The 25,458-nt window shown below is 43.0% G+C and carries 31 protein-coding genes and 1 riboswitch; of the genes, 20 read left to right on the top strand and 11 right to left on the bottom strand.

Annotation, left to right across the window (positions count from 1 at the left end):
- Positions 1-29 precede the first annotated feature (29 nt).
- Positions 30-437, bottom strand: coding sequence for a phage holin family protein (locus M1K46_RS06780; RefSeq protein ID WP_091006270.1), 408 nt, complete (start codon positions 435-437; stop codon positions 30-32).
- A 247-nt stretch (positions 438-684) separates the two neighbouring features.
- On the opposite strand from M1K46_RS06780, the gene M1K46_RS06785 reads away from it, so the two are divergent.
- The 6 genes from M1K46_RS06785 (at position 685) to M1K46_RS25810 (ending at position 6,845) form a co-directional block, all read left to right on the top strand.
- Positions 685-957: a hypothetical protein gene (locus tag M1K46_RS06785; protein WP_256225458.1), complete on the top strand. Its 273-nt coding sequence runs from the start codon at positions 685-687 to the stop codon at positions 955-957.
- A gap of 244 nt (positions 958-1,201) precedes the next feature.
- Positions 1,202-2,233, top strand: coding sequence for a YkvI family membrane protein (locus tag M1K46_RS06790; protein ID WP_256225459.1), 1,032 nt, complete (start codon positions 1,202-1,204; stop codon positions 2,231-2,233).
- An 84-nt stretch (positions 2,234-2,317) separates the two neighbouring features.
- Positions 2,318-4,669, top strand: a complete 2,352-nt coding sequence (locus M1K46_RS06795; RefSeq protein ID WP_256225460.1) for an FdhF/YdeP family oxidoreductase — start codon at positions 2,318-2,320, stop codon at positions 4,667-4,669.
- A gap of 139 nt (positions 4,670-4,808) precedes the next feature.
- Positions 4,809-6,158, top strand: coding sequence for an APC family permease (locus M1K46_RS06800; RefSeq protein ID WP_256225461.1), 1,350 nt, complete (start codon positions 4,809-4,811; stop codon positions 6,156-6,158).
- Between the two features lie 114 nt (positions 6,159-6,272).
- Positions 6,273-6,662, top strand: coding sequence for a spore germination protein (locus M1K46_RS06805; RefSeq protein ID WP_256225462.1), 390 nt, complete (start codon positions 6,273-6,275; stop codon positions 6,660-6,662).
- A 36-nt stretch (positions 6,663-6,698) separates the two neighbouring features.
- The gene (locus tag M1K46_RS25810; protein ID WP_091006288.1) at positions 6,699-6,845 is read left to right on the top strand and encodes an IS3 family transposase; all 147 of its coding nucleotides are present in this window, start codon (positions 6,699-6,701) and stop codon (positions 6,843-6,845) included.
- 59 nt (positions 6,846-6,904) lie between these two features.
- Here the strand turns inward: M1K46_RS25810 and M1K46_RS06810 are convergent, their stop codons facing one another.
- Positions 6,905-7,861 (bottom strand): YecA family protein, encoded by a 957-nt coding sequence (locus tag M1K46_RS06810; protein ID WP_256225463.1) that lies wholly within the window; start codon positions 7,859-7,861, stop codon positions 6,905-6,907.
- 151 nt (positions 7,862-8,012) lie between these two features.
- Between M1K46_RS06810 and M1K46_RS06815 the strand changes: the two genes are divergently transcribed.
- Positions 8,013-8,882 (top strand): DUF4349 domain-containing protein, encoded by an 870-nt coding sequence (locus M1K46_RS06815; RefSeq protein ID WP_256225464.1) that lies wholly within the window; start codon positions 8,013-8,015, stop codon positions 8,880-8,882.
- A 13-nt stretch (positions 8,883-8,895) separates the two neighbouring features.
- Here the strand turns inward: M1K46_RS06815 and M1K46_RS06820 are convergent, their stop codons facing one another.
- Together M1K46_RS06820 and M1K46_RS06825 are read right to left on the bottom strand one after the other, a co-directional pair.
- On the bottom strand, positions 8,896-9,126 hold the full coding sequence (locus M1K46_RS06820; RefSeq protein WP_053354905.1) for an IDEAL domain-containing protein: 231 nt from the start codon (positions 9,124-9,126) through the stop codon (positions 8,896-8,898).
- Positions 9,127-9,244: 118 nt separating this feature from the next.
- Entirely contained in the window at positions 9,245-9,496 is a 252-nt protein-coding gene (locus M1K46_RS06825) for a hypothetical protein (RefSeq protein WP_091006300.1), read from the bottom strand.
- Positions 9,497-9,650: 154 nt separating this feature from the next.
- Positions 9,651-9,756: riboswitch (TPP riboswitch) on the top strand.
- A gap of 141 nt (positions 9,757-9,897) precedes the next feature.
- Between M1K46_RS06825 and thiD the strand changes: the two genes are divergently transcribed.
- The 9 genes from thiD to M1K46_RS06870 all read left to right on the top strand — a co-directional run bounded on the left by thiD (position 9,898) and on the right by M1K46_RS06870 (position 17,062).
- Positions 9,898-10,704: a bifunctional hydroxymethylpyrimidine kinase/phosphomethylpyrimidine kinase gene (thiD, locus tag M1K46_RS06830; protein WP_256225466.1), complete on the top strand. Its 807-nt coding sequence runs from the start codon at positions 9,898-9,900 to the stop codon at positions 10,702-10,704.
- Complete coding sequence (gene thiM / locus M1K46_RS06835) at positions 10,701-11,498, top strand: hydroxyethylthiazole kinase (RefSeq protein WP_256225467.1); 798 nt, start codon at positions 10,701-10,703, stop codon at positions 11,496-11,498. The genes thiD and thiM overlap by 4 nt, the downstream gene beginning before the upstream one ends.
- Before the next feature lie 12 nt (positions 11,499-11,510).
- Complete coding sequence (thiE, locus tag M1K46_RS06840; protein WP_256225468.1) at positions 11,511-12,179, top strand: thiamine phosphate synthase; 669 nt, start codon at positions 11,511-11,513, stop codon at positions 12,177-12,179.
- Between the two features lie 69 nt (positions 12,180-12,248).
- Positions 12,249-12,491, top strand: coding sequence for a hypothetical protein (locus tag M1K46_RS06845; protein WP_256225469.1), 243 nt, complete (start codon positions 12,249-12,251; stop codon positions 12,489-12,491).
- Between the two features lie 116 nt (positions 12,492-12,607).
- Complete coding sequence (locus M1K46_RS06850; protein ID WP_256225470.1) at positions 12,608-13,210, top strand: winged helix-turn-helix domain-containing protein; 603 nt, start codon at positions 12,608-12,610, stop codon at positions 13,208-13,210.
- On the top strand, positions 13,207-13,458 hold the full coding sequence (locus M1K46_RS06855) for a hypothetical protein (protein ID WP_053354898.1): 252 nt from the start codon (positions 13,207-13,209) through the stop codon (positions 13,456-13,458). The genes M1K46_RS06850 and M1K46_RS06855 overlap by 4 nt, the downstream gene beginning before the upstream one ends.
- A 24-nt stretch (positions 13,459-13,482) precedes the next feature.
- Entirely contained in the window at positions 13,483-14,064 is a 582-nt protein-coding gene (gene clpP, locus M1K46_RS06860; RefSeq protein ID WP_053354897.1) for an ATP-dependent Clp endopeptidase proteolytic subunit ClpP, read from the top strand.
- A gap of 125 nt (positions 14,065-14,189) precedes the next feature.
- Complete coding sequence (locus M1K46_RS06865) at positions 14,190-15,716, top strand: MDR family MFS transporter (protein WP_256225471.1); 1,527 nt, start codon at positions 14,190-14,192, stop codon at positions 15,714-15,716.
- Positions 15,717-15,829: 113 nt separating this feature from the next.
- A complete protein-coding gene (locus M1K46_RS06870; protein WP_256225472.1) occupies positions 15,830-17,062 on the top strand; it encodes an MFS transporter in 1,233 nt (410 codons plus the stop codon).
- Between the two features lie 66 nt (positions 17,063-17,128).
- Here M1K46_RS06870 and M1K46_RS06875 read toward each other — a convergent pair whose 3' ends face one another.
- Positions 17,129-17,356 (bottom strand): hypothetical protein, encoded by a 228-nt coding sequence (locus M1K46_RS06875; protein WP_053354894.1) that lies wholly within the window; start codon positions 17,354-17,356, stop codon positions 17,129-17,131.
- Between the two features lie 250 nt (positions 17,357-17,606).
- On the opposite strand from M1K46_RS06875, the gene M1K46_RS06880 reads away from it, so the two are divergent.
- Genes M1K46_RS06880 through M1K46_RS06895 form a run of 4 tightly spaced genes read left to right on the top strand, consistent with a single transcriptional unit; the run spans position 17,607 to position 21,413 of the window.
- On the top strand, positions 17,607-18,332 hold the full coding sequence (locus M1K46_RS06880; RefSeq protein ID WP_053354893.1) for a ThuA domain-containing protein: 726 nt from the start codon (positions 17,607-17,609) through the stop codon (positions 18,330-18,332).
- Positions 18,333-18,349: 17 nt separating this feature from the next.
- Positions 18,350-19,387, top strand: a complete 1,038-nt coding sequence (locus tag M1K46_RS06885) for a Gfo/Idh/MocA family protein (protein ID WP_053354892.1) — start codon at positions 18,350-18,352, stop codon at positions 19,385-19,387.
- Complete coding sequence (locus M1K46_RS06890; RefSeq protein ID WP_256225475.1) at positions 19,384-20,448, top strand: Gfo/Idh/MocA family protein; 1,065 nt, start codon at positions 19,384-19,386, stop codon at positions 20,446-20,448. Before M1K46_RS06885 ends, M1K46_RS06890 begins: the two co-directional genes overlap by 4 nt.
- A complete protein-coding gene (locus M1K46_RS06895; protein WP_256225476.1) occupies positions 20,445-21,413 on the top strand; it encodes a sugar phosphate isomerase/epimerase family protein in 969 nt (322 codons plus the stop codon). The genes M1K46_RS06890 and M1K46_RS06895 overlap by 4 nt, the downstream gene beginning before the upstream one ends.
- A 119-nt stretch (positions 21,414-21,532) precedes the next feature.
- Here M1K46_RS06895 and M1K46_RS06900 read toward each other — a convergent pair whose 3' ends face one another.
- The 6 genes from M1K46_RS06900 to sspL form a co-directional block, all read right to left on the bottom strand.
- Positions 21,533-22,936, bottom strand: a complete 1,404-nt coding sequence (locus M1K46_RS06900; protein WP_256225477.1) for a LysM peptidoglycan-binding domain-containing protein — start codon at positions 22,934-22,936, stop codon at positions 21,533-21,535.
- 153 nt (positions 22,937-23,089) lie between these two features.
- Positions 23,090-23,503, bottom strand: a complete 414-nt coding sequence (locus tag M1K46_RS06905; protein ID WP_053354888.1) for a YtxH domain-containing protein — start codon at positions 23,501-23,503, stop codon at positions 23,090-23,092.
- A 120-nt stretch (positions 23,504-23,623) separates the two neighbouring features.
- The gene (locus M1K46_RS06910; RefSeq protein ID WP_053354887.1) at positions 23,624-23,809 is read right to left on the bottom strand and encodes a cold-shock protein; all 186 of its coding nucleotides are present in this window, start codon (positions 23,807-23,809) and stop codon (positions 23,624-23,626) included.
- Positions 23,810-23,887: 78 nt separating this feature from the next.
- Complete coding sequence (locus tag M1K46_RS06915; protein ID WP_256225478.1) at positions 23,888-24,847, bottom strand: helix-turn-helix transcriptional regulator; 960 nt, start codon at positions 24,845-24,847, stop codon at positions 23,888-23,890.
- A gap of 83 nt (positions 24,848-24,930) precedes the next feature.
- A complete protein-coding gene (locus M1K46_RS06920; protein ID WP_256225479.1) occupies positions 24,931-25,113 on the bottom strand; it encodes a hypothetical protein in 183 nt (60 codons plus the stop codon).
- Between the two features lie 99 nt (positions 25,114-25,212).
- The gene (gene sspL / locus M1K46_RS06925) at positions 25,213-25,347 is read right to left on the bottom strand and encodes a small, acid-soluble spore protein L (protein WP_369795751.1); all 135 of its coding nucleotides are present in this window, start codon (positions 25,345-25,347) and stop codon (positions 25,213-25,215) included.
- Positions 25,348-25,458 lie beyond the last annotated feature (111 nt).

A 25,458-nucleotide genomic window follows, 5' to 3' on the forward strand; every position in this document is an offset into this window, starting at 1 on the left:
GATCAGCAGCAGCTGATCTTTTTTTTTGTTTATTTTTTATCCTTATCCGACTTGGGCTTCAAGATAAGGAATGCTTTTCGGATAAGCCCGGGAATCGGGATATTCGTCCTGCCCGCATTCTCGATGATGGATAGAAGCTCATTGGATAAATAAAAAAAGATGGTCGCATCCCGGATATATTGTCCGCCGAATAAGGAATCCAGTGAATGCGCAACCGCAACAATGCAAAATATGATGACTTTTTTTATGATTCCTTTGAAGCCGACAGAACTTGACAATTTTCCCTCGTAGGCGGATGCGCAAATGCCGGAAATATAATCAATGATAGCAAGAATGACAAGCGCTTTAATCAATGGTGACATCGAGCCAAACAAATAACCAGCATAAACACCAGCCAGCGCCGATCCGCTTTTAAATAATAATTGCGCTCTACTCATGTGAAAACACCTCAAACTTTCGAGAGTAGTGAATCTAGTATTGATTAATAGAATATGATGAAGGACAAGATTTGGTTCATACGTGAGGGGGAATAGCATCAGTAAAGAACCTTTTTTTGCAGAAATAGCAAGATTATATACAATAATACGACAAATTAATTAAATATTTAAAAAAATTTAAAAATAAGGAACAGACAGGCACATAATCTGTTACAATGGAGAAAATCTTTATTAGGAGGTATTTAATGTGAACAAAATTACTCTTGGTCTCCCTCCACATTGTCACAAAGTTTCATTCGATGGAAAGGTTTTTAAAATTAAAGGATTAAACAATGAAAAGATGATCGTACCGGTGTCTGGAACAGATAGCGCGGAAGTTAGCCAAGTGAACGAGGAAACCGGGATGTTAAATATAATCGGAAAAGACCAGATATTAATTTCAATGGAGATGCCAATCCGGTTTTGTGAAATCGGAAAAGGATGGCTCCTTGATAAACTGCCAAAACGAAAAAAGAAATAAGATACCAAAAAGGACACAGGATGCTGTGTTCTTTTTTTGTTTTAGCTTTGTTACAGCATATTGTTGCTTGAAGGAGACACTCGAGTCTTTTTCTCCTAAAGAAGGCGTTTCGATCACACTCTGCAAAAATCAATAACAGAGCTTAATGTTTAAACGTAGAGCGTACCGGCTCTCACAGGGCTCTTCTAATTTCCTCGTACAGGCATACATTTAAACGGAGAGGTCGAGTTGAGTGGAGGGCAGGATGGGTATTCGGCGAAAACAGATCATTCAAATAGCCGCCACCTATATCGGGACGGTTGTAGGAGCGGGTTTTGCAACAGGAAGAGAGATCGTGGAGTTTTTTACCGTCCATGGTTCAGCTGGTTTCCTGGGAATCTTAATCAGCGGTTTCTTATTTATTTTTTTGGGGACGAAAGTTATGCTGCTGGCCCGAACGATTGGGGCGGATACCTATGAATCGTTAAACCGGTATTTATTTGGAGACCGATTTGCTTCGGGAATTAATTTCATCATGTTCATCATGCTGTTTGGGGTCACTTCGGTCATGCTGTCAGGAACGGGAGCCTTATTTTCAGAACAGCTTCATCTGCCGTTTCATGCAGGTATCATGCTAACGATCATCCTGTGCTTTTTGGTGATGCAAAAAGGAATGAACGGAATTTTGTGGACCAATTCAGTAATCGTTCCGGTCATGATTTTATTCTCCTTGATCATTTCCGTATCGATGCTTTTTTCTCCCATAGAAGCTCCCCTAATTAGAACAGAAGACTTTACTCAGCATTGGAAATGGCTGCTCAGCCCCTTTACATATGCTGCCTTTAATTTGACCTTGTCACAGGCCGTTCTCGTCCCATTAAGCCGTGAAGCAGAAGATGATACAGTCATTAAATGGGGAGGGGCCCTCGGTGGATTAGGCCTTACATTTATCCTTTTGAACAGCCATTTTGCTCTATACTTAGTGCCGCAGTCTGTACAATATGAAATTCCGGTAGCAGAGATCATCAGCAAACTGGGTATTTTTGTCCACTTTCTATTTTTGATTGTGGTTTATGGGGAGATTTTCACCACATTGATCGGCAATTTATTCGGGCTGATCGAACCGATGAAACAATCTTTCAAGTTATCTTCCAATGTCATTTTCGGCCTTTTAATGGGAGGCGGATATGTCATCAGTTTGTTTGGGTATTCCTCTCTTCTCCATTATCTCTATCCCCTTTTTGGTGTCATCGGTCTGTCGTACCTGGCGATCCTTGCTTTTAAAAAGAGTTATTAGGTGCAGGGAAAATCAGAATATACAGGATGTCCCTTTCTTAAAATAGTAGAAAGAATCGTCACAAGCAGACAAAGGGGCGATGGTATGGGAAATACAAAGCATACAGGGCCAGTATCACTTCCGCTCAAGCCGGATCCCTCACTTTGGGCGAGTCCTGTTCCATTTGGTTTTGGGAAAAACAAACCTCATCATGTAAGAGACACACTGAAAGCAGCATGGGAGAACCGTGATAACTTGAAATATGCAGCAAAAATATTGAACGAGGGGGTATGTGACGGATGTGCACTTGGTGTTTCCGGATTGCGTGACCAGACCCTTTCAGGGATGCATCTATGCACCACCCGGCTCAATGTGCTTCGTTTAAACACAATGCCGGCAATACCTGAAAAAATGCTGCATGATGATATACAAAACTTAAAGAAATACAGCAGTTCCGAGCTTCGTCAGCTTGGCAGAATTCCTTACCCGCTGATTAGAAAAAAAGGAGATCAGCATTTTCGGCGGATCACCTGGGATGAAGCACTAAATACGATTGCCACAAAAATAAAAGCCATTTCTCCGAAACAGCTTGCGTTCTATTTGACTTCCAGGGGAATAACGAATGAATCCTATTATATAGCAGCAAAAGCAGCTCGTTTTATTGGAACGAATAATATTGATAACGCCTCGCGAATCTGCCATTCTCCCTCTAAGACATCTTTAAACCGGATGCTTGGTATAGGGGCATCAAGCTGCAGCTATAAGGATTGGATCGGGACCGACGTTCTTGTGTTCTGGGGATCTGTTTCAGCGAACAACCAGCCGGTTACTACAAAGTATATTTATGCTGCCAAAAGAAAGGGAACAAAAGTAATTATCATCAATCCCTATGCAGAGCCTTCCATGGAACGCTATTGGATTCCTTCCATTCCTGATTCAGCTGTATTCGGTACCAAAATTGCTGATGATTTTTATCAAGTAAAGATTGGCGGGGATATTGCACTGATTAATGGAATCATTAAGCACTGGTTTGAGATGGAGCGTAAAGAGAGAGGTTCAGCTCTGGAGCATTCGTTTATTAACGATCATGTAAAAGGGCTTGAAGAGATGAAACGTCATGTGCGCGGTCTGACGTGGGAAAATCTTGAAAAGTCTTCGGGCATAGGGAGAGAGCGAATCTGCGAACTGGCAGAGATCATGGCCTGCTCTAAGTCGGGTGTATTTGTCTGGTCAATGGGTCTGACCCAGCATAGGTTTGGCACCGATAATGTGTCACAGATTGTTAATCTCGCACTGCTCAGAGGATTTCTGGGCCGGGAAAATTGCGGTTTGATGCCTATTCGCGGGCATTCGGGTGTCCAGGGTGCAGGTGAGATGGGAGCCGATCCCTTTAGTTTGCCGGGCGGCGGATTTGATGAGAGAACACTGCAGCGCGTACAATCGGTTTGGGGTTTTGCTATACCAGACTGGCAAGGAGACATACTAGGCATCAGCCTGGAGAATGCTCTCCTTACTGAAGATGCAGACAGAAAGCTGAAGCTGTATTACATGTCAGGCGGGAACTTTTTGGAGACCATGCCAGATCCAGATTTTGTAAAGTCCTGTCTCGAAAACATAGAAGTCAGAGTCCATCAGGACATCATCCTTAATACATCTACTCTGCTTGATGCCAGGGATTGTGTCATCGTCCTTCCTGCAATGACAAGGTATGAACAGCCGGGTGGCGGGACTTCCACTTCAACCGAGAGAATGGTCTATTTTTCACCTGAAATTAATGGGCCGCGGATGGAAGAAGCACGTCCGGAATGGGAGATCTATAGTGAACTTGCTTCTAGAGTCAGGCCGGATCAAAGGCATATCATGCAATTCTCCGATGCAGAAGCAGTCAGAAAGGAGATTGCAATGGCTGCTCCAAACTATAAAGGGATACAGGATCTTTGCAAAAAAGGAGATGTGTTTCAATGGGGAGGTGCCTGGCTTTGTGAAGGAGGCATTTGCCCGACAGAAGACGGCAGGGGGCGGCTTTTTGCTATTGATCTGCCGGAACAGCGGCAGGGAAGAGGAGAATTTACCATTACGACAAGGAGAGGAAAACAGTTCAATTCCATGGTTTATCATAAAACGGATCCTTTTAACCAAGCATCCAGAGAAGACGTACTCCTTCACTTGAAGGACGTTTTAGAGCTTGGTTTACGGGAAGGAGAATCCATTGTGGTTTACAATCGGCACGGTTTGTTTCGGGGCCGGGTGAAGATTGCAGACATAAAAAGGCGTAACGCCGCTTTATACTGGCCAGAAGCCAATTGTTTAATCCCTAAAGGTGTTTATGAAAGATCTGCTGGAATTCCGGAATACAATTCAGGAGCCTTGATTGAAAAGGCTGAAGTATTTTATGCCCAAAAAGACAAGGCATATAAAGAGAAAAGGCTGGCTGAGTCAGAATTAGATGATGATTAAGTTCTTAGTAGTATATTTGGATTTTTTTGAATACTATTACTATTTTTGAGCGTAGTGACAGATGATCCCGGCTATGATAAAGTTTTTAAAAGAAAGTCCTTCTAGAATAGACAAAAATAGTTTGGGAGTGGACAGAAAAGTGAACACAGAAGCAGGTCTCAAAAAAGACATCGGGCTTTCAGTGGCGATGTCTATTGTAATTGGAACAGTGATCGGATCAGGTATCTTTATGAAGCCTGGAAAGGTAATTGAGTATGCTGGAGGCTCCAATATGGCGCTGCTGGCCTGGATACTGGGGGGACTCATCACCCTGGCAGGCGGCCTGACCATTGCAGAAGTTGCCACTCAAATTCCAAAAACAGGCGGGCTATACGTCTATATGGAAGAAGTATACGGAAAAGTATGGGGTTATTTAAGCGGATGGGTTCAGACGGTCATCTACGGACCTGCTGTCATTGGAGGGCTTGGACTCTATTTTGGCTCTTTGATCGCGAACCTTTTTGGATGGAATGAAAAGACCGGTCCATGGATTGGCATTATAACCGTTATTTTCTTGGCGGCCATTAATAGTTTCGGCACCAAGTACGGGGGAATTGTTCAGAACGCCGCAACGATAGGAAAGCTGCTGCCTATTATTTTAATTATTGTGTTTGGGATCTGGAAAGGAAATGAAGAGGTCCTGAATGCAGGCAGCGGACTAACAGGCGAGATTAGTATGGGAGCAGCCATATTGGCGACATTGTGGGCATATGATGGATGGCTGATGGTTGGTTTTGTAGCAGGTGAAATGAAGAACCCTGCAAAAATTCTTCCTAAAGCCATCGTCGGCGGTATTCTTGTTGTCACAGCAGCTTACCTCCTTGTAAATGTAGCGATGTTTCATGTACTTCCTGCAAGCACGATCGTCGACCTCGGCGAGAACTCTGCAGGTAGAGCAGCTTCCTTATTATTCGGAGATATTGGCGGAAAGCTGATTGCTATTGGAATCGCCGTTTCTATTTTCGGTTGTCTTAATGGGAAAATTCTGACGTTCCCAAGGGTAACGTACGCCATGGCTCAACGCAAGCAGCTTCCGGCATCCCGCTTTCTGGCTTCTGTTTCAGAAAAGTTTGGAACACCGATCCCTGCGACAGGGCTGCAAGTCGTGTTTGCCGTTATTCTGATGCTTGTTTCCAACCCGGATTACCTATCAGCCATGGCGATATTTGCAATTTATATTTTTTACATTTTTGCCTTCTATGCCGTCTTTTTATTGAGAAAAAGAAACAAAGAGAAAAAAAGGACGTACAGCGTTCCTCTGTTTCCGTTTGTTCCAGCGTTTGCGATCATAGGGGCTGGTTATATCGTGATTGCGACGATCTTTGATAATCCGAGGGACAGCTTAACTGCAATCGCTGTGACTTTGTTGGGCTTGCCGCTGTATTGGTATTTAAATAGAAATAAAGGCAAAACTTCAAGTGATGAATTCTTGAAACAACAAGCCAAATAATCGTCATTATCTATTTGCTCTGCTGAGTTTTCAGCAGGGCTTTTTGTTTTATCGAATAAAAAGGCAGCTTACTACAGAAAATGAGAAGTAAACAAAGTGGAGGTGAATGAATGGATGAAGATCAGGAAACGTTTAAAACGACGGCCGATTGCAGGTTCAGAAGCTAAAGCTTATGAAAATATTGAAGTTTCTTTACAGATTGATGAAAACCTCGATCACTTGAAAAATATCTTAGGTGAGAGCATGGATGTGAAGATCCTGCCTTTCTATGAGAGACCTGTTCCGTTTGTCGTTTGTTTCATTGAAGGGCTCGTAAACAAGCAGCAGATTGATCTATCCATTCTTCAGCCTATACACGATTGGCAGGATACTGAAGAGGATGTAACCCCTCAGAAATTGATTCAGCAGATTGAGGTTTCCGCTGTTGTTAACAAACATCAGCTGTTCGGACATATTTTATGGAACGAAATCATGAGTTCAGAGAAACTGTTCCTATGTTTATAGCAAAGCATTCAACAGCAAAATTATCAAGATCAGGAATTGTTTTCACTTATTCATGAGGTTTTTAAAACATCACGTGAAGAAGTTCAAGATACCATAGCTGACTATATGCACTATTATAACGAAATACGTATCCAGAATAAATACGGCATGAGTCCCTTGGAATATCGAACTCATGCCGCATAATGGCAGTCTTTTATCTCTGTCTACTTGACAGGTACATGTTCATTTGAGCAGGTTCTTTTTTAGTTTAAAGCAGTTTTAAGCTGACGGTATTTTGCAGAAAGGCTGGATGCGGAAGTGCCATAGCGTTTGGCTACTTCAGATTGTGTGGCAGGCTCATTCAGGACGTCCTTGGACGCCAAATATTGAAGAGCGGCTGCATAGGGCTGTTCTTTACGGATAATTGGATTTTGTGTCTTGTTCCACACATTCCAAATTCTTTCTGCCTCATTGTAGATCTCCTCTGATGCGTTCTCTTTAAGCAAAGATAGAACTCTATCAGCCGGCTGCGGCACAGCGTCTTCATCAGCTGCTTTCTCTAGTTTCGACAAAAGAACTTGTAGAGCTTTAGGAAAATCATCTTTCAAGGTTATTTTCAAGTCAGTCAGCGCATCTAAGCGTTTTTGCAATTCTCCCTGAGGAATCTCTGCAAAATCAATGTAAAATTCGTAATGTTCTCCAGTGTAGATAATAGAACCTGCTAGATCGGTTCCGTCCTGTGGAAGAATCTCAGAATTAAATTCGACCGTGTATTCCTGATCGGTCATCACATCTTGTAATAAAAAGGTATTTCGGTTCACTTTTGAGATCATTTTATAAACAGAAGGGAAACTCTTCTCCCAGTCTGCTATGATATCCAAGATTTCCGGCTGTTCTTTCCCTTTTTGCTCTTTAAGGTAATACGAAATTGGTGATCTGCCGTCCTTCACGTCAGAATGGAACATCAGCCAGCAAACCATCAGATTCGCATACGTTTGTTCTTCATCTCTTCCAATCTTGTATTTTTCTATGTAATTGCGTGTTTGGCTCCCCATTTCTTCATGAAAATGGTCAAAGGCAAACTTAGCTAAGCCTTCCTGATGGCGGCTCACTTCCACAATTTTGTTTAATAGAATGGTTGTGACCGATCGAAAACAGCAATTCTTATATTTTTTCCCGCTGCCGCATGGACACGGTTCGTTTCTTCCTACTTTGTTCATGTTACCCTCCGTACTTCACTGCTCTTGTTGTAAATAAATCACTTTGTAAATACTAGCATATTCGGGTGATATTGCAACTCAAAGCTATAAAATTACCATATATTGTAACGAATAGGAGCTTTGGGTCGTCTATAGATAAAAGGGGGACATGATGATGATAAAAAAGAGAAATCAACAGTTTATGGCCGTATGGGTGCTGATCGTTTTAGTTCTGGCGTCGTGCAGCAGCAAGGATGAAAACATGGCATCAAAGTCGTCTGAAGGGGGAAGCTCTTCCACCAGCATGAAAAGGGAATCCGCTAAAGAAGACAAGCAGCCTGCTGCCGACCAAGGACGAAAAATGATTTACACGAGTGAAATAATGATAAGCGTTCAAAACGTTAAGAAGGTCCGGAGTGAAGTGGAACAACTCACAAAACAAATGGGCGGCTATATCGTTGAAAGTGAATCCTTGTCTGAAGAAGAAGGGCAAAATGGGGGTTACCTGAAAATAAGAATTCCAAAGAAAGATTTTCTTGTTTTCACAAAAAAGGCAGGAGAATTAAGTTCTGGGAGTCCTCATGAAATCATAAATGGACGAGATGTTACAGAGGAATATACTGACTTGGAAGCAAGGCTGAAGGCAAAGCGCATTGTTCGTAACCGTTTGGAAAGCTTCATGAAAAATGCAGATAAAACAGAGGATCTCCTTGCCATATCAAAAGAACTATCAGGAGTGCAGGAACAAATTGAAAAAATCCAGGGCAGAATAAACTATTTAGAGAATCAAAGCGATTTTTCAACGGTTACGGTCCATTTTGATGTGAAAAATATTGGGACGAAGAACAATAAAGAGCTGAACACCTGGGGAAATTCAAAGACCTTATTTAAAGAGACGTGGAATGGACTGGTTCATACTATTTCCTATCTCATTATTGCACTCATTGGATTGTCGCCTGTCATTATCCTTTTCGTGGCTGTTGGAGGAGCATGGCTTTACTTAAGAAGAAAACAGCGTTCAAAAAAAGAAACCAAACCGTAAAAGGTTTGGTTTCTTATCCAAGGAATTTTATATATTCATCCGTCAGTTTCATGAACAGTTTTTCATCACGTTTTTCCAGGGCTTCATCTATTTTTTCTTTATAACGTTTCATCTGATGGGCGTGCAGCGACTCATCAAGGATCATCTGAGCAACCATATTAAAAGCGAACGGGTCATTTTTCTTCTGAAGTTTATATTTCACAAGATCGTTCATGTCTTTATTATACGATGTATTGTCTTTCATGCTCTATTCCTCCTTGAATTTTTTTGCAGAAGCTTGTAGGATTGAAAGCTCATGCGTTAATGGGTTTTTACTAGTATACTTATCAATGGTAATAATAGCAACAGTTTAATCTGAAAATTTAGTTTTTTTCATTTTGCTTCTCAATTTTTAAATCAGCCAGAACTTCATCTACAGAATGGAATTTTTTACTGTCCAGCTGTTCACCGCCTTCCATATCAAATACTTTTAATTCGTAAACATCTTCTGCAGGGATATATTTGACTTCGACGGGATTGGTGTAATTTCTTGAGAAGGATTCTTCTGTTTGTGAATGACTGTAAACATCTTCTGGATTTTGTTTTAAATTTTGCAGTTTCTCTCTAATATTCATAATTTCTCTCCCTCCAGATTTTCTATCGGGTGTTGTATAAATAATGCCCGTATCCGTTCGTTTTTAAACACAGCAGCCTAACTTTTCGACAAATTTTATCCCTTGTTTGACGCTTTGGCCGCTGTCATATAGGATAGAAATAACATCATACATCGTATACCACTAGGGGAGCTTTGATTTAAAGCTGAGAAAAGAAATGTCTTTGACCCTTTGAACCTGATTCGGTTAATACTGGCGGAGGGAAGTGGCTTAAACTTTTATCAGCATTCATGTTTAAGCCGCCTTCTCTTCAGAAGGCGGCTTTTGAGCGGTCGAAGGAGGTCATGTTCAGCTTCAGTGCACAGGGACCTTAACAGAACGGGCCACTTGCGCTCTTCTAGTGGTGAAAGGAGTTCTTCCATATGTTAAAAACACCAAAAGCATTGACAGTTGCAGGATCAGATTCAGGAGGGGGAGCAGGAATCCAGGCCGATTTAAAGACGTTTCAGGAATTGGGAGCCTATGGAATGTCTGTCATCACAGCTGTGACCGCACAGAATACATTAGGTGTTCAGGGGATCCACCCGGTGCCTGTTGAGATGATCATGAAACAGTTAAACAGCATAGAAGAGGATCTTCGTCCTGAAGCTTTAAAAACGGGTATGCTTTTCAGTGCAGAAATTATAGAAGCGGTATCTCATCATATTCGAAAGTATGAATGGAAAAACGTTGTTGTGGATCCTGTAATGATCGCGAAAGGGGGGGCTAACCTTCTGAGAAGGGATGCAGTAGAAGCCCTGAAAAAACAGCTGATTCCTCTAGCCTCGATCCTGACACCGAATATTCCCGAAGCTGAGCAGCTAACTGGAAGAAGCATTTCCACAAAGCAAGACAGGGAGGATGCTGCAAAATTTTTGCATGATTTAGGAGCAGGAATGATCGTGATCAAAGGAGGCCATCTCTCTCATGATAAAGCGCCAGTCGACTTGTTTTATGATGGCGAGAAGATGCATGAGCTGGAAGGAAGAAGGATTGATACACCGCAAACCCATGGAACCGGCTGTACGTTTGCAGCTGCCATTGCTGCTGAACTGGCACTTGGAAAAACCCCGTTTCATGCTGTAAAAACAGCGAAAACTTTTATTCAGGAAGCAATCAGCCACCCGCTTCATATTGGCAGCGGGCATGGGCCGACAAACCATTGGGCATACAGGAGGAATCAGGCATGAACGAACTGAGTGTGCTTTTAGAAGACATTAGAAAGAAAAAACCTCTGATTCATCACATCACTAACCAAGTAACGATGAATTTTTTAGCGAACGGCATCTTGGCAGCTGGAGGAAGCCCGATGATGGCTCATCATTATGAAGAGGCTGAAGAAGCCGTCATGGCAGCTGACGCACTGGTTTTAAATATTGGAACCGTTGAACCTGACTTAGTTAATGCAATGGTTTTGGCTGGAAAAAAAGCGAAGGAACTGGGCATTCCTGTCATTTTGGATCCGGTGGGTGCAGGACTTTCCCAATTAAGGAAGAAAGCCGTTGAAGAGCTGGTAGAAAAGGTTTCTCCCGATGTCATTTGCGGCAATGCTGCAGAGATCTCCTTTTTGTATGGAGGTGACTGGGGTGGCAAAGGGGTTGATGGTGAACTATCAGGAAACGATGATGAGCTTGCTTTGCATGCGGCCAGAAAGCTCGGTTCGGTCATTGTCATTACAGGAAAACAGGATGCAGTGAGTGATGGAAAGGAATCCATAGCGATTAGTGGCGGACATGAAATATTGTCTTACGTGACAGGGACCGGCTGTTTTTCAACCTCTCTCATCGGTTTGTTTATGGCCAGATCTCTGGAAACCGGCCTTTCCTGCTGCCTGAGGGCCGCGGGCGCTTTGACGATGCTGGGAATCTGTGCTGAACGCGCTCAAGCCGTTTCGGCAGGACCAGGCTCCTTTCAGACAGCATTATTGGATGAGCTCTATCTATTAAACCCTGAAGACTTGAAAACGGCCGGCAGGTGGAGCTAAGGAGGCTTACAGATGGAATATAATACGCTTAAACAGCAGTTGAAAGTTTATTTTATTATGGGAAGCTTAAACTGCAGAGCTGAACCTGAACAAGTGCTGGAGCAAGCGCTAAAGGGAGGAGCGACGCTTTTTCAATATCGTGAAAAGGGCGAAGGGTGTCTATCACCTGATCAGAAATATGCCTTAGCTCTTAGCTTGCAGAAAATCTGCGGAAAATACCATGTTCCTTTTATTATTAATGATGATATCGATCTCATGATCAGCCTGAATGCCGATGGTCTGCATGTCGGGCAGGAGGATGGAGATCTCAATCAAATCCGCAGCCGCATCCCCGATAAAATTCTTGGCGTTTCGGTTCACAATGTTGAAGAAGCAGAAGATGCATTACGGGCTGGAGCAGATTATTTAGGAGTGGGCCCGATTTTTGATACAAGTACAAAGATGGATACGCGTGATGTTATGGGGTTTTCTGTTTTAAAAGAGCTAAGAGCAGCAGGGATTACAGCACCAATCGTGGGAATAGGCGGCATTTTTGTAGAAAACGCATTTGAAGTAATCGAAGCCGGAGCGGATGGAGTATCTGTCATATCAGCCATCAGCCAGCATGTGGATCCAGAGAAGGCGGCAAGCGGTCTGCTTGAACGGGTAGAGAAGGCATGGAAAGCAAGACTCATTAATTAAATAGGGATATGGCACCGAACAACCGTGTTCTTCGTACTATAAAAGAGTACGCAAGAAAGAGGTGCCACGATGAAAAAGAGAAATAAGATATGGGCGTATTCGGAAATGGTACTGCTGTTCCTCGGCTTTTTGCTGGCTTTATGGAATGGAATGTACATTAACAGTCCGGCCCTGTTATTCGGAATCTTAGCTGCAGTATTTTTGTTTCGTGCCATTGAACGATATTATTTTAAACTTAAAACAGAGTTTTTTTTCAATACAGCTATGGTATTAATCTTTATCCTATTGGCCGTTATGCCGCTATTAAAGTGACAGAAGCACAAGCTTCTGTCACTTTTTTTGATTAAAATTAGAAATGTTTGACAAAGATAAGCCTATCGTAATAAAATGATTTTACGTAAAATAAATTTTTTAAGTGAGGTGAACCAGTGAAAAAGAATGCATCGATTGAAGAGACGTATCTTGTAACGCTGCCTGAGCAGGCTGCGGCTTTGCTCCATCCCATTCGTTCCGAGATGCTCAGTGCTCTAAAAGATCCGGCTTCTGCAACAGAAATAGCAAAGCTGCTCAATGATTCACCGCAGAAGATCAATTACCATCTAAAGGCTTTAGAAAAAGTAGGGCTTGTTTTCAGAGCAGGAACGAGGAATGTGAGGAATTTGGTAGAAGTACTTTATCAAGCAGTGGCCAAAACGTTAATTTTTTCTGACTCTCTTGGCTTGTCACCGGAAACTTCACAGAAATTAAAAGATCAGCATGCGCTGGCCCACGTTCTCACCTTAACTGAAACCATGAAGAAAGATGCGCTGCAGCTCATGGAAAAAGCAGAGGATGAACAAATTCCAAGTGCCATTCTGCAAACTTCAGTTTCCTTGTCCAATGAGGAGGAACGCAACCAGTTCATTAATGAGTATTTCTCACTGCTTCACCAGCTTGTTGGCAAATATCAGTCTGGAAAAAATGAGCAAGGCGAAGAATATCAGGTGTCTATTGCTGTCTATCCAAAACCGGAGGGAGGAATCGAGGGATGAATGAAGTGAAAAAGCATCCTTCTCTTGCCTGGGAAAAGAGCAAGAAGCAGGCAGATCAAGCCGATAAAGTCATAGCTTTAGTAGAGAAGCGGACTGAAAGGGAAGAGGCAGGGCAAGAAGAAATCAGAACGGAAATTTCGATTGAAAGTGAAGATAATACCCCGGTAAAAGTCATTTATATTACGTCCGGATTCGGAAAAATCGCATCAGAAGGCGCAGCTTCCACACCGATTTGCCAGGCTGCATAACGATTCTATAGGAGGAAGATGAAAATGAATTTAGTCCCAATGGTAGTGGAAACAACTAACCGTGGTGAGCGTTCCTACGATATTTATTCCCGGCTTTTGAAAGACCGTATCATCATCATTGGAAGTGCCATCGATGATAATGTAGCCAATTCTGTTGTGGCTCAGCTCCTGTTTCTAGCAGCGGAAGATCCGGAAAAAGATATTTCCATCTACATCAATTCTCCAGGAGGGTCGGTTACCGCGGGATTGGCGATCTATGACACAATGCAGTTCATCAAGCCTGCTGTTTCAACCATCTGCATAGGAATGGCTGCTTCCATGGGTGCCATTCTGCTGGTCGCGGGGGCGGAAGGCAAACGGTTTGCCCTCCCAAACGCAGAAGTCATGATTCATCAGCCGCTAGGAGGAACACAAGGGCAGGCTGCAGATATGATCATCCATGCCAAGCGAATTATAAAAACGAGAGAAATCTTAAATAAGATCATTTCAGACCGTTCAGGACAGCCGCTTGAGCGTGTCGAAAAAGATACCGACAGAGATTTCTTCATGACGGCAGCACAAGCTCTTGAATACGGGATCATCAATAAAATCATTGAAAAATTATAAGTAGTTTTTTTTGGAGAGGAAGAGCGCTGCCGCTCTTCCTTTTTGATTTTCCGGCAGGATTTAAATTCTAAAAGTCGAAAAGTATATACCTGTCTATTTCATTAACATTTCAAGGAGACAAAAATATGGTTAATCAAAAGAGCAACAAAAATTTTGTTGTTGCAGGCCTGCTGCTCGGAATTCTCATGTCCGCTATGGACAACACAATAGTGGCAACAGCCCTCGGAACAATCGTTGCTGAATTGGGTGAGCTGGACAAGTTCATTTGGGTAACATCCTCGTACATGATTGCGTCAGTGGCAAGTATGCTTATTTTCGGAAAACTTTCTGACATGTATGGAAGGGAAAAATTTTATATTACAGGTCTGGGTCTCTTTATTATCGGATCGGTTCTGTGCGGAATGGCAGACAGTATGACACAGCTTTCCGTTTACCGTGCGATACAGGGAATCGGCGGTGGTGCCCTGATGCCGATTGCCTTTACGATCATTTTTGATATCTTTCCGGTAGAGCAGCGAGGGAAAATGACAGGCCTTTTTGGTGCCGTCTTTGGAATGTCCAGTGTCTTCGGTCCTCTGCTAGGTGCATATTTGACCGACTACTTGGATTGGAGGTGGATTTTCTATGTTAATTTGCCGCTCGGACTGCTTTCGCTTTTCTTTATCTTGAAGTATTATTTTGAATCTCTTGAGCACAGAGAACAAAAAATTGATTATTTAGGAGCGGGCCTGCTCGTAGCTTCGATCGTCAGCTTGATGTTTGCCCTCGAATTCGGAGGAAAAGATTATGAATGGGATTCCGCACTTATCCTATCTTTATTTGCTGCATTTGCCGTTCTCTTTATCCTTTTTATTCTAGTAGAACGACGTGCGGCAGACCCTATCGTTTCTTTGAATCTCTTTAAAAGCAGACTGTTTCTGTCCAGCCAGGGCATCGCCTTTTTCTACGGTTCTGTCTTTATACTAGCTACCATGTACATTCCCATTTACATACAAGGTGTGTTTGGCGGTTCGGCAACAAACGCTGGATTAATTTTAATGCCAATGATGATCGGGGTTGTTGTTGGGAGCCAGACAGGAGGGCGTACCGTCATCAACTCTTCCTATCGAAATGTGATGCTCGTTTCCGGCAGCATTTTCCTGGTGGGTGTTTACTTGCTGAGCACCATGTCAGCCGACACTTCTCGGCTCATGGTCACTCTATATATGGTTCTGACAGGAATTGGAGTAGGGTTTTCCTTCCCTGTTCTAAGTATGGCTTCTGTCCATATGCTTGATCCTCGTCAGAGGGGATCTGCTAACTCACAGAATGCATTCTTCCGCCTGATTGGAATGACTCTCGGTATCACCATCTTCGGTACGATTCAGAATAATCTGCTGACCGATAAATTAAAAGATGCATTGCCTCAGTTCTCTAAGTTTCAAAAGAATGTTGATTCGCGGGCTCTCCTTCAGCCGGAGGTCCGTAAACAAATACCGCCTGAAGTCCTCAATAAAATGACGGGAATTCTGGCAGATTCCATTGCAAAAATCTTTCAGTACTCCCTGATCTCTGTGGTCATCGCTCTGCTGTTCATTATCTTTATGGGTAAGGCCCGTGTGAAAGAATCCGACAATGCAGAAAGCGGAAGAAGAAAAGCATCAGAAGAGTAATCTTCTGATGCTTTTTTTGTCTAGCTCCATCGTTCTTCTTTTTATTTGTAAAAATCCGTAAAAGAATGATAATCTTTAACAATATAAACCAATTAGAGAAAGAAGGATATGTCATGGGTGTTGCTTCGTTAAAAAAGGAACCCTCGTCATCAGCAACCATTTACAAGATGCTTTTTGCGATCAGTTTTGTGCATCTGTTAAACGATGCGATGCAGGCGGTTATTCCAGCTATTTTTCCGATCCTAGAGAAGTCTATGAATCTGTCTTTTGCCCAGCTTGGATGGATTGCATTCTCACTAAACATTACCTCTTCCATCATGCAGCCGGTTGTAGGCTGGTATACGGATCGGACCACATCACCATATTTGCTTCCTCTTGGGATGGCATCCAGCTTGATCGGAATGGTTGGCATCGCTTATTCTAATAACTTTACGTACATATTGCTCTCGGTTATCCTGATCGGCCTTGGTTCTGCTGTTTTTCATCCGGAAGGATCACGTGTTGCGTATATGGCAGCCGGGAAGAGGAGAGGATTGGCACAATCGATTTATCAGGTTGGAGGGAATACAGGAAATTCATTGGCGCCTGTCATGACAGCTCTTGTGTTCGTTCCGTTCGGCCAGTTTGGAGCGATATGGTTTACATCAGCAGCAGCCATGGCCATCATCGTCCTGGTTTTTGTGTCTGGATGGTATCGGTCAAGGCTTGTAAACTTTCCGAGAGTGACAAAAAAGCCGTCTAAGAAAGCTGCAAATCCAAAAAGAAAGAAGCAGATTATCTTTGCCGTATGTCTTTTAGTCTTTCTTGTATTTGCGCGATCTTGGTATTTTTCAGGAATCTCAAACTTCTACCAGTTTTATTTGATTAAGGATTATGGCCTTTCCATTCGCCATGCGCAGTATTATATTTTTGTCTTTCTGGCAGCTGGCGTTCTCGGAACTTTTTTTGGAGGACCGATGGCCGACCGATTAGGAAAGAGAAATATGATTTTCTGGTCGATGCTGGGTTCTGCTCCGCTCGCACTCCTGCTGCCATATGTCAGTTTAATTTGGATCTATCCAATATTCTTGCTGCTCGGTTTTATTCTAATGACCAGTTTTTCAGTGACGGTTGTTTATGCTCAGGAACTGCTTCCCGGAAGGATTGGAATGGTATCCGGACTGATTGTCGGGCTTGCTTTTGGAATGGGAGCTCTCGGTTCGGTTATCCTCGGAAACCTGGCGGACGCCTTCAGTGTACATTTCATTATGGTATTGGTCAGTTTTTTTCCAATAGCCGGTATACTGACGTTTTTACTACCGCGAGATCAAACAGTAAAAGCGTGGGAACAGGAAGCAAATCAATAAAAAATGCCGGTACAGTCGAAGGCTGTACCGGCATTTTATAATTAGGATTACGTTATTCTCCGAGTATTAACGATCACCCTCAGGAGGGTTTAGTTTTCTTTCTGATGACGAAGTGTTCTTTGTAGCTTTTTTATTTCTTTCCTCATTTTGTTCATCTTCAAAATCTTCTAACGGAAGTTCATCAGCAGGCATGACGAGCTGATCCCGCTCCAGTTGTTTTTCCTGGCTCCGTTTAAAGGCATTCTCTTTGTCGTTTCGATCAAGCAATTCCTTTTGTTTTTTATGGTTATCCATTATATGTTTCTCTCCTTTAAATGAGACTGTATGGTAACTATAGCCCTTATCAGGATTTTAAAACCTGCTGCCGATGAAAATAAATTCAAGTTACTGTATTTTAACATTTGACAAACGAGTAATGTGCCGTAAAATATAGGTAAACGTTTACATTCTGAAAAGTATAAAGGTTCTACCTCGTCTGATACGTAAACGTTTACTTATAAACAGAAGAGGTTATTTCTTACATAAATAGAAGGAGTGGAACGCAATGAAGGTTACCATCTGGAATGAAAATCGCCATGAGAACAAAAATCCGGCTGTACGCTCGGTGTATCCTGAAGGAATTCACGGTGCCATCCAGCAATTTTTATCAAAAGCAGGGGTAGACGCAGATACCGCAACTCTTGATGAGCCAGAACACGGGTTAGGCCAGCAGACTCTTGATCAGACAGACGTTCTTGTCTGGTGGGGACATATAGCACACGATGAAGTAAAAGAGGAAGTAGTAGAGCGCGTTTATCAGCGTGTTCTGGATGGTATGGGATTAATTGTCCTTCACTCTGGACACTTCTCAAAAATCTTTAAAAAACTAATGGGCACTTCCTGCGATTTGAAATGGCGGGAAGCAGATGAAAAAGAACGTCTATGGGTAGTCGATCCATCCCATCCGATTGCTTCTGGAATCAGTGAATATATTGAGTTGCCTCAAGAAGAGATGTACGGAGAGCATTTTGATATCCCGGCTCCTGATGAACTGGTTTTCGTCAGCTGGTTTGAAGGCGGAGAGGTGTTCAGGAGCGGGTGCACATACAAGCGCGGGAAAGGAAAAGTTTTTTATTTCCGTCCGGGACACGAAACCTATCCTACCTATCATAATGCCGATGTACAAAAGGTCATCTTAAATGCCGTTCAATGGGCAAAACCTGCAGGAAGCGATAAACCGGTTTACGGGAATGCAAAACCTCTTGAAGCAATTGGTGCCAATCAAAACTAAAAGGAGTGGAAGACAGGATGATTAAAGTTGGAGTCATTGGATGCGGAAGCATCGCTCAGCACAGACATTTACCAGAGTATAAAAACAATTCACAAACCATCATTGCCGCAGTATGCGACATTAATCATGAACGAGCGGATCACATTGCCAAAGAATACGGTGCAAAAGCGTACTATTCTTATGAAGATCTGCTTAATGATCCTGAAATTGAAGCTGTCAGTGTGTGCACACCCAATTACCTTCATGCGCCTATTTCCGTTGCTGCATTAAACAGCGGCAAGCATGTTTTATGCGAGAAACCGATGGCGACTTCACTTGAGGAAGCAGAGCAAATGATCCTTGCAAGTGAGAAAAACGGGAAAAAACTAATGATCGCTCATAATCAGCGTTTTGTCCGATCTCATGAAAAAGCGAAGGAATTGATCGCTGGTGGAGAACTGGGCAGGGTTTACAGCTTTAGAACAGCATTCGGACATCCTGGGCCAGAAACATGGAGCGCAGAAGGCACGGACAGCTGGTTTTTCAAAAAAGAAAAAGCATTTATCGGAGCGATGGGAGACCTTGGTGTTCACAAAACAGATCTGATCCGCTTCATATTAGGTGAAGAAGTGGATGAAGTGGCATCATTTGTGGAAACGTCTTCAAAGAAAAACGCTACCGTAGATGATACAGCGGTATGTATATTAAAAACAGCAAGCGGAGTGATCGGAACACTTGCAGCGAGCTGGTCCTATGTCTCAAAAGAGGACAACTCTACTATCATCTATGGAGAGAAAGGCATTTTGCGCCTCGAGGAAAGCCCTGAGTATTCTTTGATCGCTCAATACAAAGATGGTTCAACTGTAAACTACTCTCTGGGCCAGATTCAGACGAATGATTCAGGGGGCCAGAATGATTCACGCGTGATCGGCAAGTTTGCAGATTGCATCCTGAACGACACAGAGCCAGCTGTATCCGGAGAAGAAGGAAAACGGTCTCTTGCTGTCATTATTGCTGCACTAAAAGCAAGCGAAACGAAGAAGACAGTGAGTCTCGAAAACGGGGTGCTCGCATGAATCTGCTAAAAGTAGGCTTGATTGGGGTGGGAGGAATCGCTGAAGGAAGGCATATTCCAGCCATTCAAAATTTAGCTGAAAAGGCAGTGATTACGGGTGTAAGTGATTTAAACGTTCATCGTGCTGAACAGATTGCAGAGAAGTATGATATTCCATCTGTGTATGAGAATTATCATGAGATGCTTCCTCACATTGATGCCGTAATCATATCAACTCCAAACAAGTTTCATGCAGAAATTGCGGTAGCGGCACTCCAAGCCGGTGTCCATGTGTTATGTGAAAAACCAATGGCGCTGTCTACCGAAGAATGTGACCGGATGATTCAGGCTTCAAAAGAATCAGGCAAAATTCTTTCCATCGCTTATCACTATCGTTTTATGAAAAATGCCCAGGCTGCCAAAAAGGTGATGCTAGAAGGTGAGATCGGCGAGCCGCTTGTCATCAGAACCCAGGGGCTCAGAAGAAGAAAGGTTCCCGGCTGGGGAGTCTTTACAAATAAAGAATTGCAGGGAGGGGGAAGCCTGATCGATTATGGCTGTCATCTGCTGGACTTGTCCTTATGGCTGATGGGCAATCCTGTTCCTGTGGAAGTAATGGGCTCTCAATATAATCTTTTGAGCCGTACTCCTGACCAAGTTAATCTTTGGGGTGAGTTTGACCATAAAACATTTGAAGTGGATGACCATGTAACAGGGTACATCCGTTTTGCAAACGGTGCGTCTCTTTTATTAGAAACCTCATGGTCAGCCAACATTAAAGATGATGTGGAGAATGTTAGCATTTCTGGTGAAAAAGGCGGGCTGGATGTTTTTCCTTTTCACTTGAATCAGGCAAAACACGGCATGCTCCTTAATTCTGAGGCATCCTTTATTCCAGGTGATGAAAACCCTGGAAATCCGCAGGCGGAGAATTTTGTAGAATGCTGTCTCGGCCTGGCTGAACAGGTCGTCAAGCCGGAGGAAGCACGAATGGTCTCTATGCTGATTGAAGCCATCTATAAAAGCAGCCTTACTGGGAGCAGCGTTAAACTTGATTATCGAAAGGAAGTGGAGAGTCAATGAAGTTAGGTGTATTTACCGTATTATTTTCAGATATGCAGTTTGAACAAATGCTCGATCATGTGAAGAAAGCCGGCGTTAAGGCCGTGGAGATCGGGACAGGGAATTACCCGGGAAACGCACATTGCAATTTAGATGAACTTTTTGACAGTGAAGAGAAACGAAAGGATTTTCTCCATCAGGTGAAATCCAGAGATCTAACGATCAGTGCTCTCAGCTGCCATGGAAATCCGCTCTCTCCTGACCAAGAGTTTGCCCGTCAATCTCATGACACGTTTGTTAAAACCGTCGATCTTGCTAATCTGCTAGGAGTGCCTGTCGTCAACTGTTTTTCAGGCGTACCTGGGGATCATGAAGGAGCGAAATACCCAAACTGGCCGGTTACACCTTGGCCGAATGAATATGGCGACATCTTAAAATGGCAATGGGAAGAAAAACTGATTCCTTACTGGCATGAGTGGGGACAGTATGCCAAGGACAAGAACGTAAAAATTGGCCTTGAACTGCATGGGGGATTCCTCGTTCATACTCCTTACACATTGTTGAAACTTCGTCAAGAAACATGTGATGCCATTGGTGCCAACCTTGATCCAAGCCATCTGTGGTGGCAGGGGATTGATCCGATAGCGGCTATCAAAATACTAGGCAAAGAGAATGCTATCCATCATTTCCATGCCAAAGACACTTATATTGATCAGGATAATGTAAATTTATATGGACTGACAGACATGCAGCCTTATGGCGAAGTGAAATCACGTGCATGGAGCTTCCGCTCAGTAGGATGCGGACACAGCGTTCAGGAATGGTCAGATATGATCAGTGCGCTTCGAACGTATGGCTACGATTATGTAGTCAGTATTGAACATGAGGATCCGCTCATGTCGATTAATGAAGGGTTTGCACGCGCCGTGAAAAATTTGAATGATGTCATTATTGAAGAAACACCAGCAGACATGTGGTGGGTGTAGAAATTAAAAAGCAGCGCGGCGTTAAAACGCCGCGCTGCTTTTTTGAAGAAAATAAAAATTTGGTGTCCAGCTTCATCATCCATAACAGTTCTTGGTTTCTGCATCATGATGAAATATCCCTAGTATTTTTTCGGCTTTATTTCATTTTGAAGAACATACCAGTTTTGGGGGAATGCCGGTCCCAGGAGCCAATAGCTGACGCCTCTTAAATGATAACCATTGGCTGCGGCGTATTTTGCCTGTACGCTTCGCGCGTCTTCAAACCAGACGATATGCTGGGCGCCGCTTCCATCATAATAATTGTAAAAGGGCGATTGAGCTTTCTCATCATATTGAATCGATGCTCCGTAACGTCGAGCCCGGTCGACCGCTTCTTGGGGAGAGACAGTCTGAGCATACGTTCCTTGAACAAAAGGCAGCTTCCAATCATAGCCATACAGAGGGACACCCATGACAAGCTTGTTAGCTGGTATTTCTGTCAATGCATATTCCAGGACTTTCTTTACTTCGCTTAAAGGAGCAACCGCCATCGGTTTGCCGCCGATCCATCCCCATTCATACGTCATAACAATGACAAAATCTACGATTTCACCATGTGCCCGATAATCATGAGCTTCATAGAGAATTCCTTTTTGTCCTGCGCTAAGCTTTGGAGCGAGCGCGGTGGATGTGATATATCCAAGAGGTTTAAATAAGGATACGGTCCGCCTTAGAAACTGGTTGTAAGCTTCCCTCTGGTTAGGGCTAATGTATTCAAAATCGAAGTTAACCCCTTTATATCCCTTGTTCCTCATGACCGAAAGGATAGTGTTAAGCAGTTTACTCTGAATGCTGGTGTCCGAAAGAACAGCGCTTATGAGTTCAGTATCGAATGTCCCGTTTTGAAAGTTGGTCACTACCATTAAAGGAGAAATGCTTTCTGATTTGGCTGCGGGAAGGACGACTTCGTCTTTTGGAGGGTTAAGTGTCCCGTCCTTGTTGATGGTATAGCTGAAAGGCGTAATATACGTTAAATATTTTCCTTTTGAATGTATTTCTTTTTGAATAGCGGGGGTATAGCTGCTGATGTAGGCATTGATTTCTTTTACCGGCCTCTCGAAAGGAATGGTCAGTTTTTGTCCGGGATAAATAACATGTGCAGCCGATAAATTATTTTCTTCGGCGATTCCTTGAATGCTTGCGCCATACTTCATGGAAATCACATACAGACTGTCGCCTGGGTGCACAACATGGACGGGGATGATGAGTTCTTGGTCTATATAAATATAAGCCGTCTTTTCTATATTGTTCCGGTCCACAATGGCTTGAACGGAGGTATCCCATCGGCCGGCTATTAAATACAGGGTATCGCCTTGCTGTACACGATAGCGCGGAAAGGGAGGAGGGATCACCAGTGCCTGGCCGATAACCAGTGAATTGGGATCTCTTACATCGTTTTCGTTCATGATGACTTGAAGATCAACACCATAGTGATGGGCAATACCCCATAGGCTGTCACCCTGCTGAACCACATGGATGTGCATATCAACACCCCCCCATAATATATCTCTACCTAATGTATTAAAAGAGAACAGATATTATGAAGAATACACTCTTAAAAAGAAAGAGATGATAGAGGAGCGCGTGAAAAAAACATAAAAAAGCCCAGCTGCTAAAGAGCTGGGCTATAGTTTGTATTATTCTCCGAGTGTTTCTTTAGATGCCTCAGGAGAAGGTGGTATTTCGGGATCGTTTTGAGTGGTTGGTGAAACAGCCGAATTCTCATTTTTGTTTTTCATCGAATTAATCTTTTCCTTAGCTTGAGAAGTCATTTGACTGGTTATATCTTTCACGCTTCCCACCATGTTAGAAGCCTTTTCTTTCCCAGCCATTGTTCCCAGACGAGTTTTCAATTTTGCTTCGTCCTTCATTTGGATCGTTTTTTCTTTTAGATTAGATGTTTGATTGGATAAATCCCGGCGCATTTCCTTTCCGGATTTTGGAGTCAGTAATAGAGCGGTTGCGGCTCCAACCAGCCCCCCAACAAGAACACCTTTGGTAAAGTTGGTTTTGTCTTTGGTGTCAGTTGTTTTCGTTGTTTGATTGTTCATTGTCGAATTCCTCCTTTTCATCTTCTATACCCGGATGGACTTATCGATAAACATAGGGAATAGCAAGAAAAAAGGATCATATTATAAGTCCAGGGACTTAAATATGATCCTGTTTCATCTTTATTTTAGCTCGGGGAGCATGCGGATTTCTTGAGCCATCTTTGATTTGCAAATCGGGCATTTTGGTGTTTCCTGCAGAGAGTAATCTGCTCTCATCCAGCATGTGCACTCCTCATTTTCACATGCCCATACTTTCGTTTCTACGTCAGGAACTGGTTCGATCGGGTTTTTGGAAAAAAAGGCCATGGGTATCCCCCTTAAGTGTAATACTTACATTATACTCCTTTTTGGCAACTTTTATGAGTAAAAAGACTTTCAAACTTTTTAAAAGGTTGGAATCCTTTCATAGTTTCTGCTCATGAGCTCCGTCTTTTTCCGTATAATCTCTGCGATTTCAGCCGGTTGTACGACCTGGGCATCGCTGCCGAGGGACCATATTAATTCTGCAAATCTGTGAATATCATTTGTCAGTATATACATAGAAATGAGCCCGCTGCCATCGGTCTCTTGTATGACATGAGAAGAGAGAGAGGGATGTCTCAAAGCCTTCTGAATGCCTTCGCCTTCTAATTTAATATGTAACTGAAGCTTTTTGGAAGGCGGAAGAAGATCTGGCCAATTCGTGATCGTCACTTCTGAGAAATCCATTAAAGCTTGATGTTCAATTTGAATTGCTGCTTGTTTTACATCTTTTAAATCAATCACTTGAAATTCGTTCTCTGTATGGCTGTAACAGGGGCTGTACCAGCTGCCGCAGTCACAATAGATCCCGATTGTCTGAAGTCTGCCGAGCTTGGTGTTCCCTCCCAGCTCATAGTGCGCGGTGACCAGGCACTGCTCCAATGATGCGTCCAGAAAAAGAGGCAAGAAAGGTACGGGATCAGGGTAGGAAGGCAGGTGGATGAGCAATCTTTTTTGAATTTCTTCGAACCTTTTGACTGCATCATCGGGAAGGTAGTTGATAAATTTATCGTGCCCAGAGACAGCTTCCCTTCTGAAAGGGAACGATAGGCTCTTTTTGTAGGGCTGCAGAGCAAATAAGAAAGCAAGTGCCTCAGACTCTGTAAAACCGATTGGCGGCAGAATTCTTTCGTTTTCAAGTTTATATCCTCCGTGGGGACCGAATTCAGACACGATCGGCAGTCCCATATCCATCAGGGAAAGCAGGTCCCTTTGAATGGTTCGGGTTGAAACTTTAAATTCTTCTGCGAGTTCTTTTAATGTAAATCTTTTTTTCTTGTTGATGGACAATAATAGTAGTTCATGCCGTTTAACCTTAGCCATGGTTGTATCCTCAATCATATTAAAATAGTTGTTCTAGTTTATATATCGTTCAACTATCAAGACATTTTACATAAAATTGAGGATTACTTTTTGAAAGCGCTGGCGATTGTTAACAAAATCCCCATACCAGCTGAGCTGTAAGACAGATAGGCGGGCATAGAAAGCTTGCCGGAATAACCCAGAATGCCTGCAATAAAGAGCAGGGATCCTGTTATTTGCAGGAGAGTTTTTGCCGAACTTCTGTTTTCTATGATTCTGTTCTTCATCAAAACCCCTCATTTCTTTTTATAAGGAAAGTATAAGGCACACATGAAAAAATGCACGAGCGTTAAGCATCACACTGTGCATTTTGTCAGATCAATGTTCTATCTTTTCGTATTGCTTTTCTTTGCTGCATTTTCAAGCTTAGTTTGCGGATCTGCTGCGAATTCAGTATCACCTTTTCCTTGAGGTGTTACACTGCTGGCAGCCTGGCCCTTACCACTGCTTTTCTTCGTCACATGATCACCTCCCATTTTTTAGCGTTGCCAACCTCAGGAGATTCATTCGCTGATTTCAGGTTAAAGGAGTATTAATTGTGGAATAACTAATGAGGCAGGCATTGTCAAAGA

This window comes from Fictibacillus sp. WQ 8-8 (assembly GCF_024494405.1).
Taxonomy (GTDB): Bacteria; Bacillota; Bacilli; order Bacillales; family Fictibacillaceae; genus Fictibacillus_C; species Fictibacillus_C marinisediminis.

Coding starts and splice junctions, on each gene's coding strand:
- M1K46_RS06780 (WP_091006270.1), bottom strand. CDS start 437: ATGAGTAGAGCGCAATTATTATTTAAAAGCGGATCGGCGCTGGCTGGT.
- M1K46_RS06790 (WP_256225459.1), top strand. CDS start 1,202: ATGGGTATTCGGCGAAAACAGATCATTCAAATAGCCGCCACCTATATC.
- M1K46_RS06795 (WP_256225460.1), top strand. CDS start 2,318: ATGGGAAATACAAAGCATACAGGGCCAGTATCACTTCCGCTCAAGCCG.
- M1K46_RS06805 (WP_256225462.1), top strand. CDS start 6,273: ATGAAGATCAGGAAACGTTTAAAACGACGGCCGATTGCAGGTTCAGAA.
- M1K46_RS06810 (WP_256225463.1), bottom strand. CDS start 7,861: ATGAACAAAGTAGGAAGAAACGAACCGTGTCCATGCGGCAGCGGGAAA.
- M1K46_RS06815 (WP_256225464.1), top strand. CDS start 8,013: ATGATGATAAAAAAGAGAAATCAACAGTTTATGGCCGTATGGGTGCTG.
- M1K46_RS06820 (WP_053354905.1), bottom strand. CDS start 9,126: ATGAAAGACAATACATCGTATAATAAAGACATGAACGATCTTGTGAAA.
- M1K46_RS06825 (WP_091006300.1), bottom strand. CDS start 9,496: ATGAATATTAGAGAGAAACTGCAAAATTTAAAACAAAATCCAGAAGAT.
- thiD (WP_256225466.1), top strand. CDS start 9,898: ATGTTAAAAACACCAAAAGCATTGACAGTTGCAGGATCAGATTCAGGA.
- thiM (WP_256225467.1), top strand. CDS start 10,701: ATGAACGAACTGAGTGTGCTTTTAGAAGACATTAGAAAGAAAAAACCT.
- thiE (WP_256225468.1), top strand. CDS start 11,511: ATGGAATATAATACGCTTAAACAGCAGTTGAAAGTTTATTTTATTATG.
- M1K46_RS06845 (WP_256225469.1), top strand. CDS start 12,249: ATGAAAAAGAGAAATAAGATATGGGCGTATTCGGAAATGGTACTGCTG.
- M1K46_RS06855 (WP_053354898.1), top strand. CDS start 13,207: ATGAATGAAGTGAAAAAGCATCCTTCTCTTGCCTGGGAAAAGAGCAAG.
- clpP (WP_053354897.1), top strand. CDS start 13,483: ATGAATTTAGTCCCAATGGTAGTGGAAACAACTAACCGTGGTGAGCGT.
- M1K46_RS06865 (WP_256225471.1), top strand. CDS start 14,190: ATGGTTAATCAAAAGAGCAACAAAAATTTTGTTGTTGCAGGCCTGCTG.
- M1K46_RS06870 (WP_256225472.1), top strand. CDS start 15,830: ATGGGTGTTGCTTCGTTAAAAAAGGAACCCTCGTCATCAGCAACCATT.
- M1K46_RS06875 (WP_053354894.1), bottom strand. CDS start 17,356: ATGGATAACCATAAAAAACAAAAGGAATTGCTTGATCGAAACGACAAA.
- M1K46_RS06880 (WP_053354893.1), top strand. CDS start 17,607: ATGAAGGTTACCATCTGGAATGAAAATCGCCATGAGAACAAAAATCCG.
- M1K46_RS06885 (WP_053354892.1), top strand. CDS start 18,350: ATGATTAAAGTTGGAGTCATTGGATGCGGAAGCATCGCTCAGCACAGA.
- M1K46_RS06890 (WP_256225475.1), top strand. CDS start 19,384: ATGAATCTGCTAAAAGTAGGCTTGATTGGGGTGGGAGGAATCGCTGAA.
- M1K46_RS06895 (WP_256225476.1), top strand. CDS start 20,445: ATGAAGTTAGGTGTATTTACCGTATTATTTTCAGATATGCAGTTTGAA.
- M1K46_RS06900 (WP_256225477.1), bottom strand. CDS start 22,936: ATGCACATCCATGTGGTTCAGCAGGGTGACAGCCTATGGGGTATTGCC.
- M1K46_RS06905 (WP_053354888.1), bottom strand. CDS start 23,503: ATGAACAATCAAACAACGAAAACAACTGACACCAAAGACAAAACCAAC.
- M1K46_RS06910 (WP_053354887.1), bottom strand. CDS start 23,809: ATGGCCTTTTTTTCCAAAAACCCGATCGAACCAGTTCCTGACGTAGAA.
- M1K46_RS06915 (WP_256225478.1), bottom strand. CDS start 24,847: ATGGCTAAGGTTAAACGGCATGAACTACTATTATTGTCCATCAACAAG.
- M1K46_RS06920 (WP_256225479.1), bottom strand. CDS start 25,113: ATGAAGAACAGAATCATAGAAAACAGAAGTTCGGCAAAAACTCTCCTG.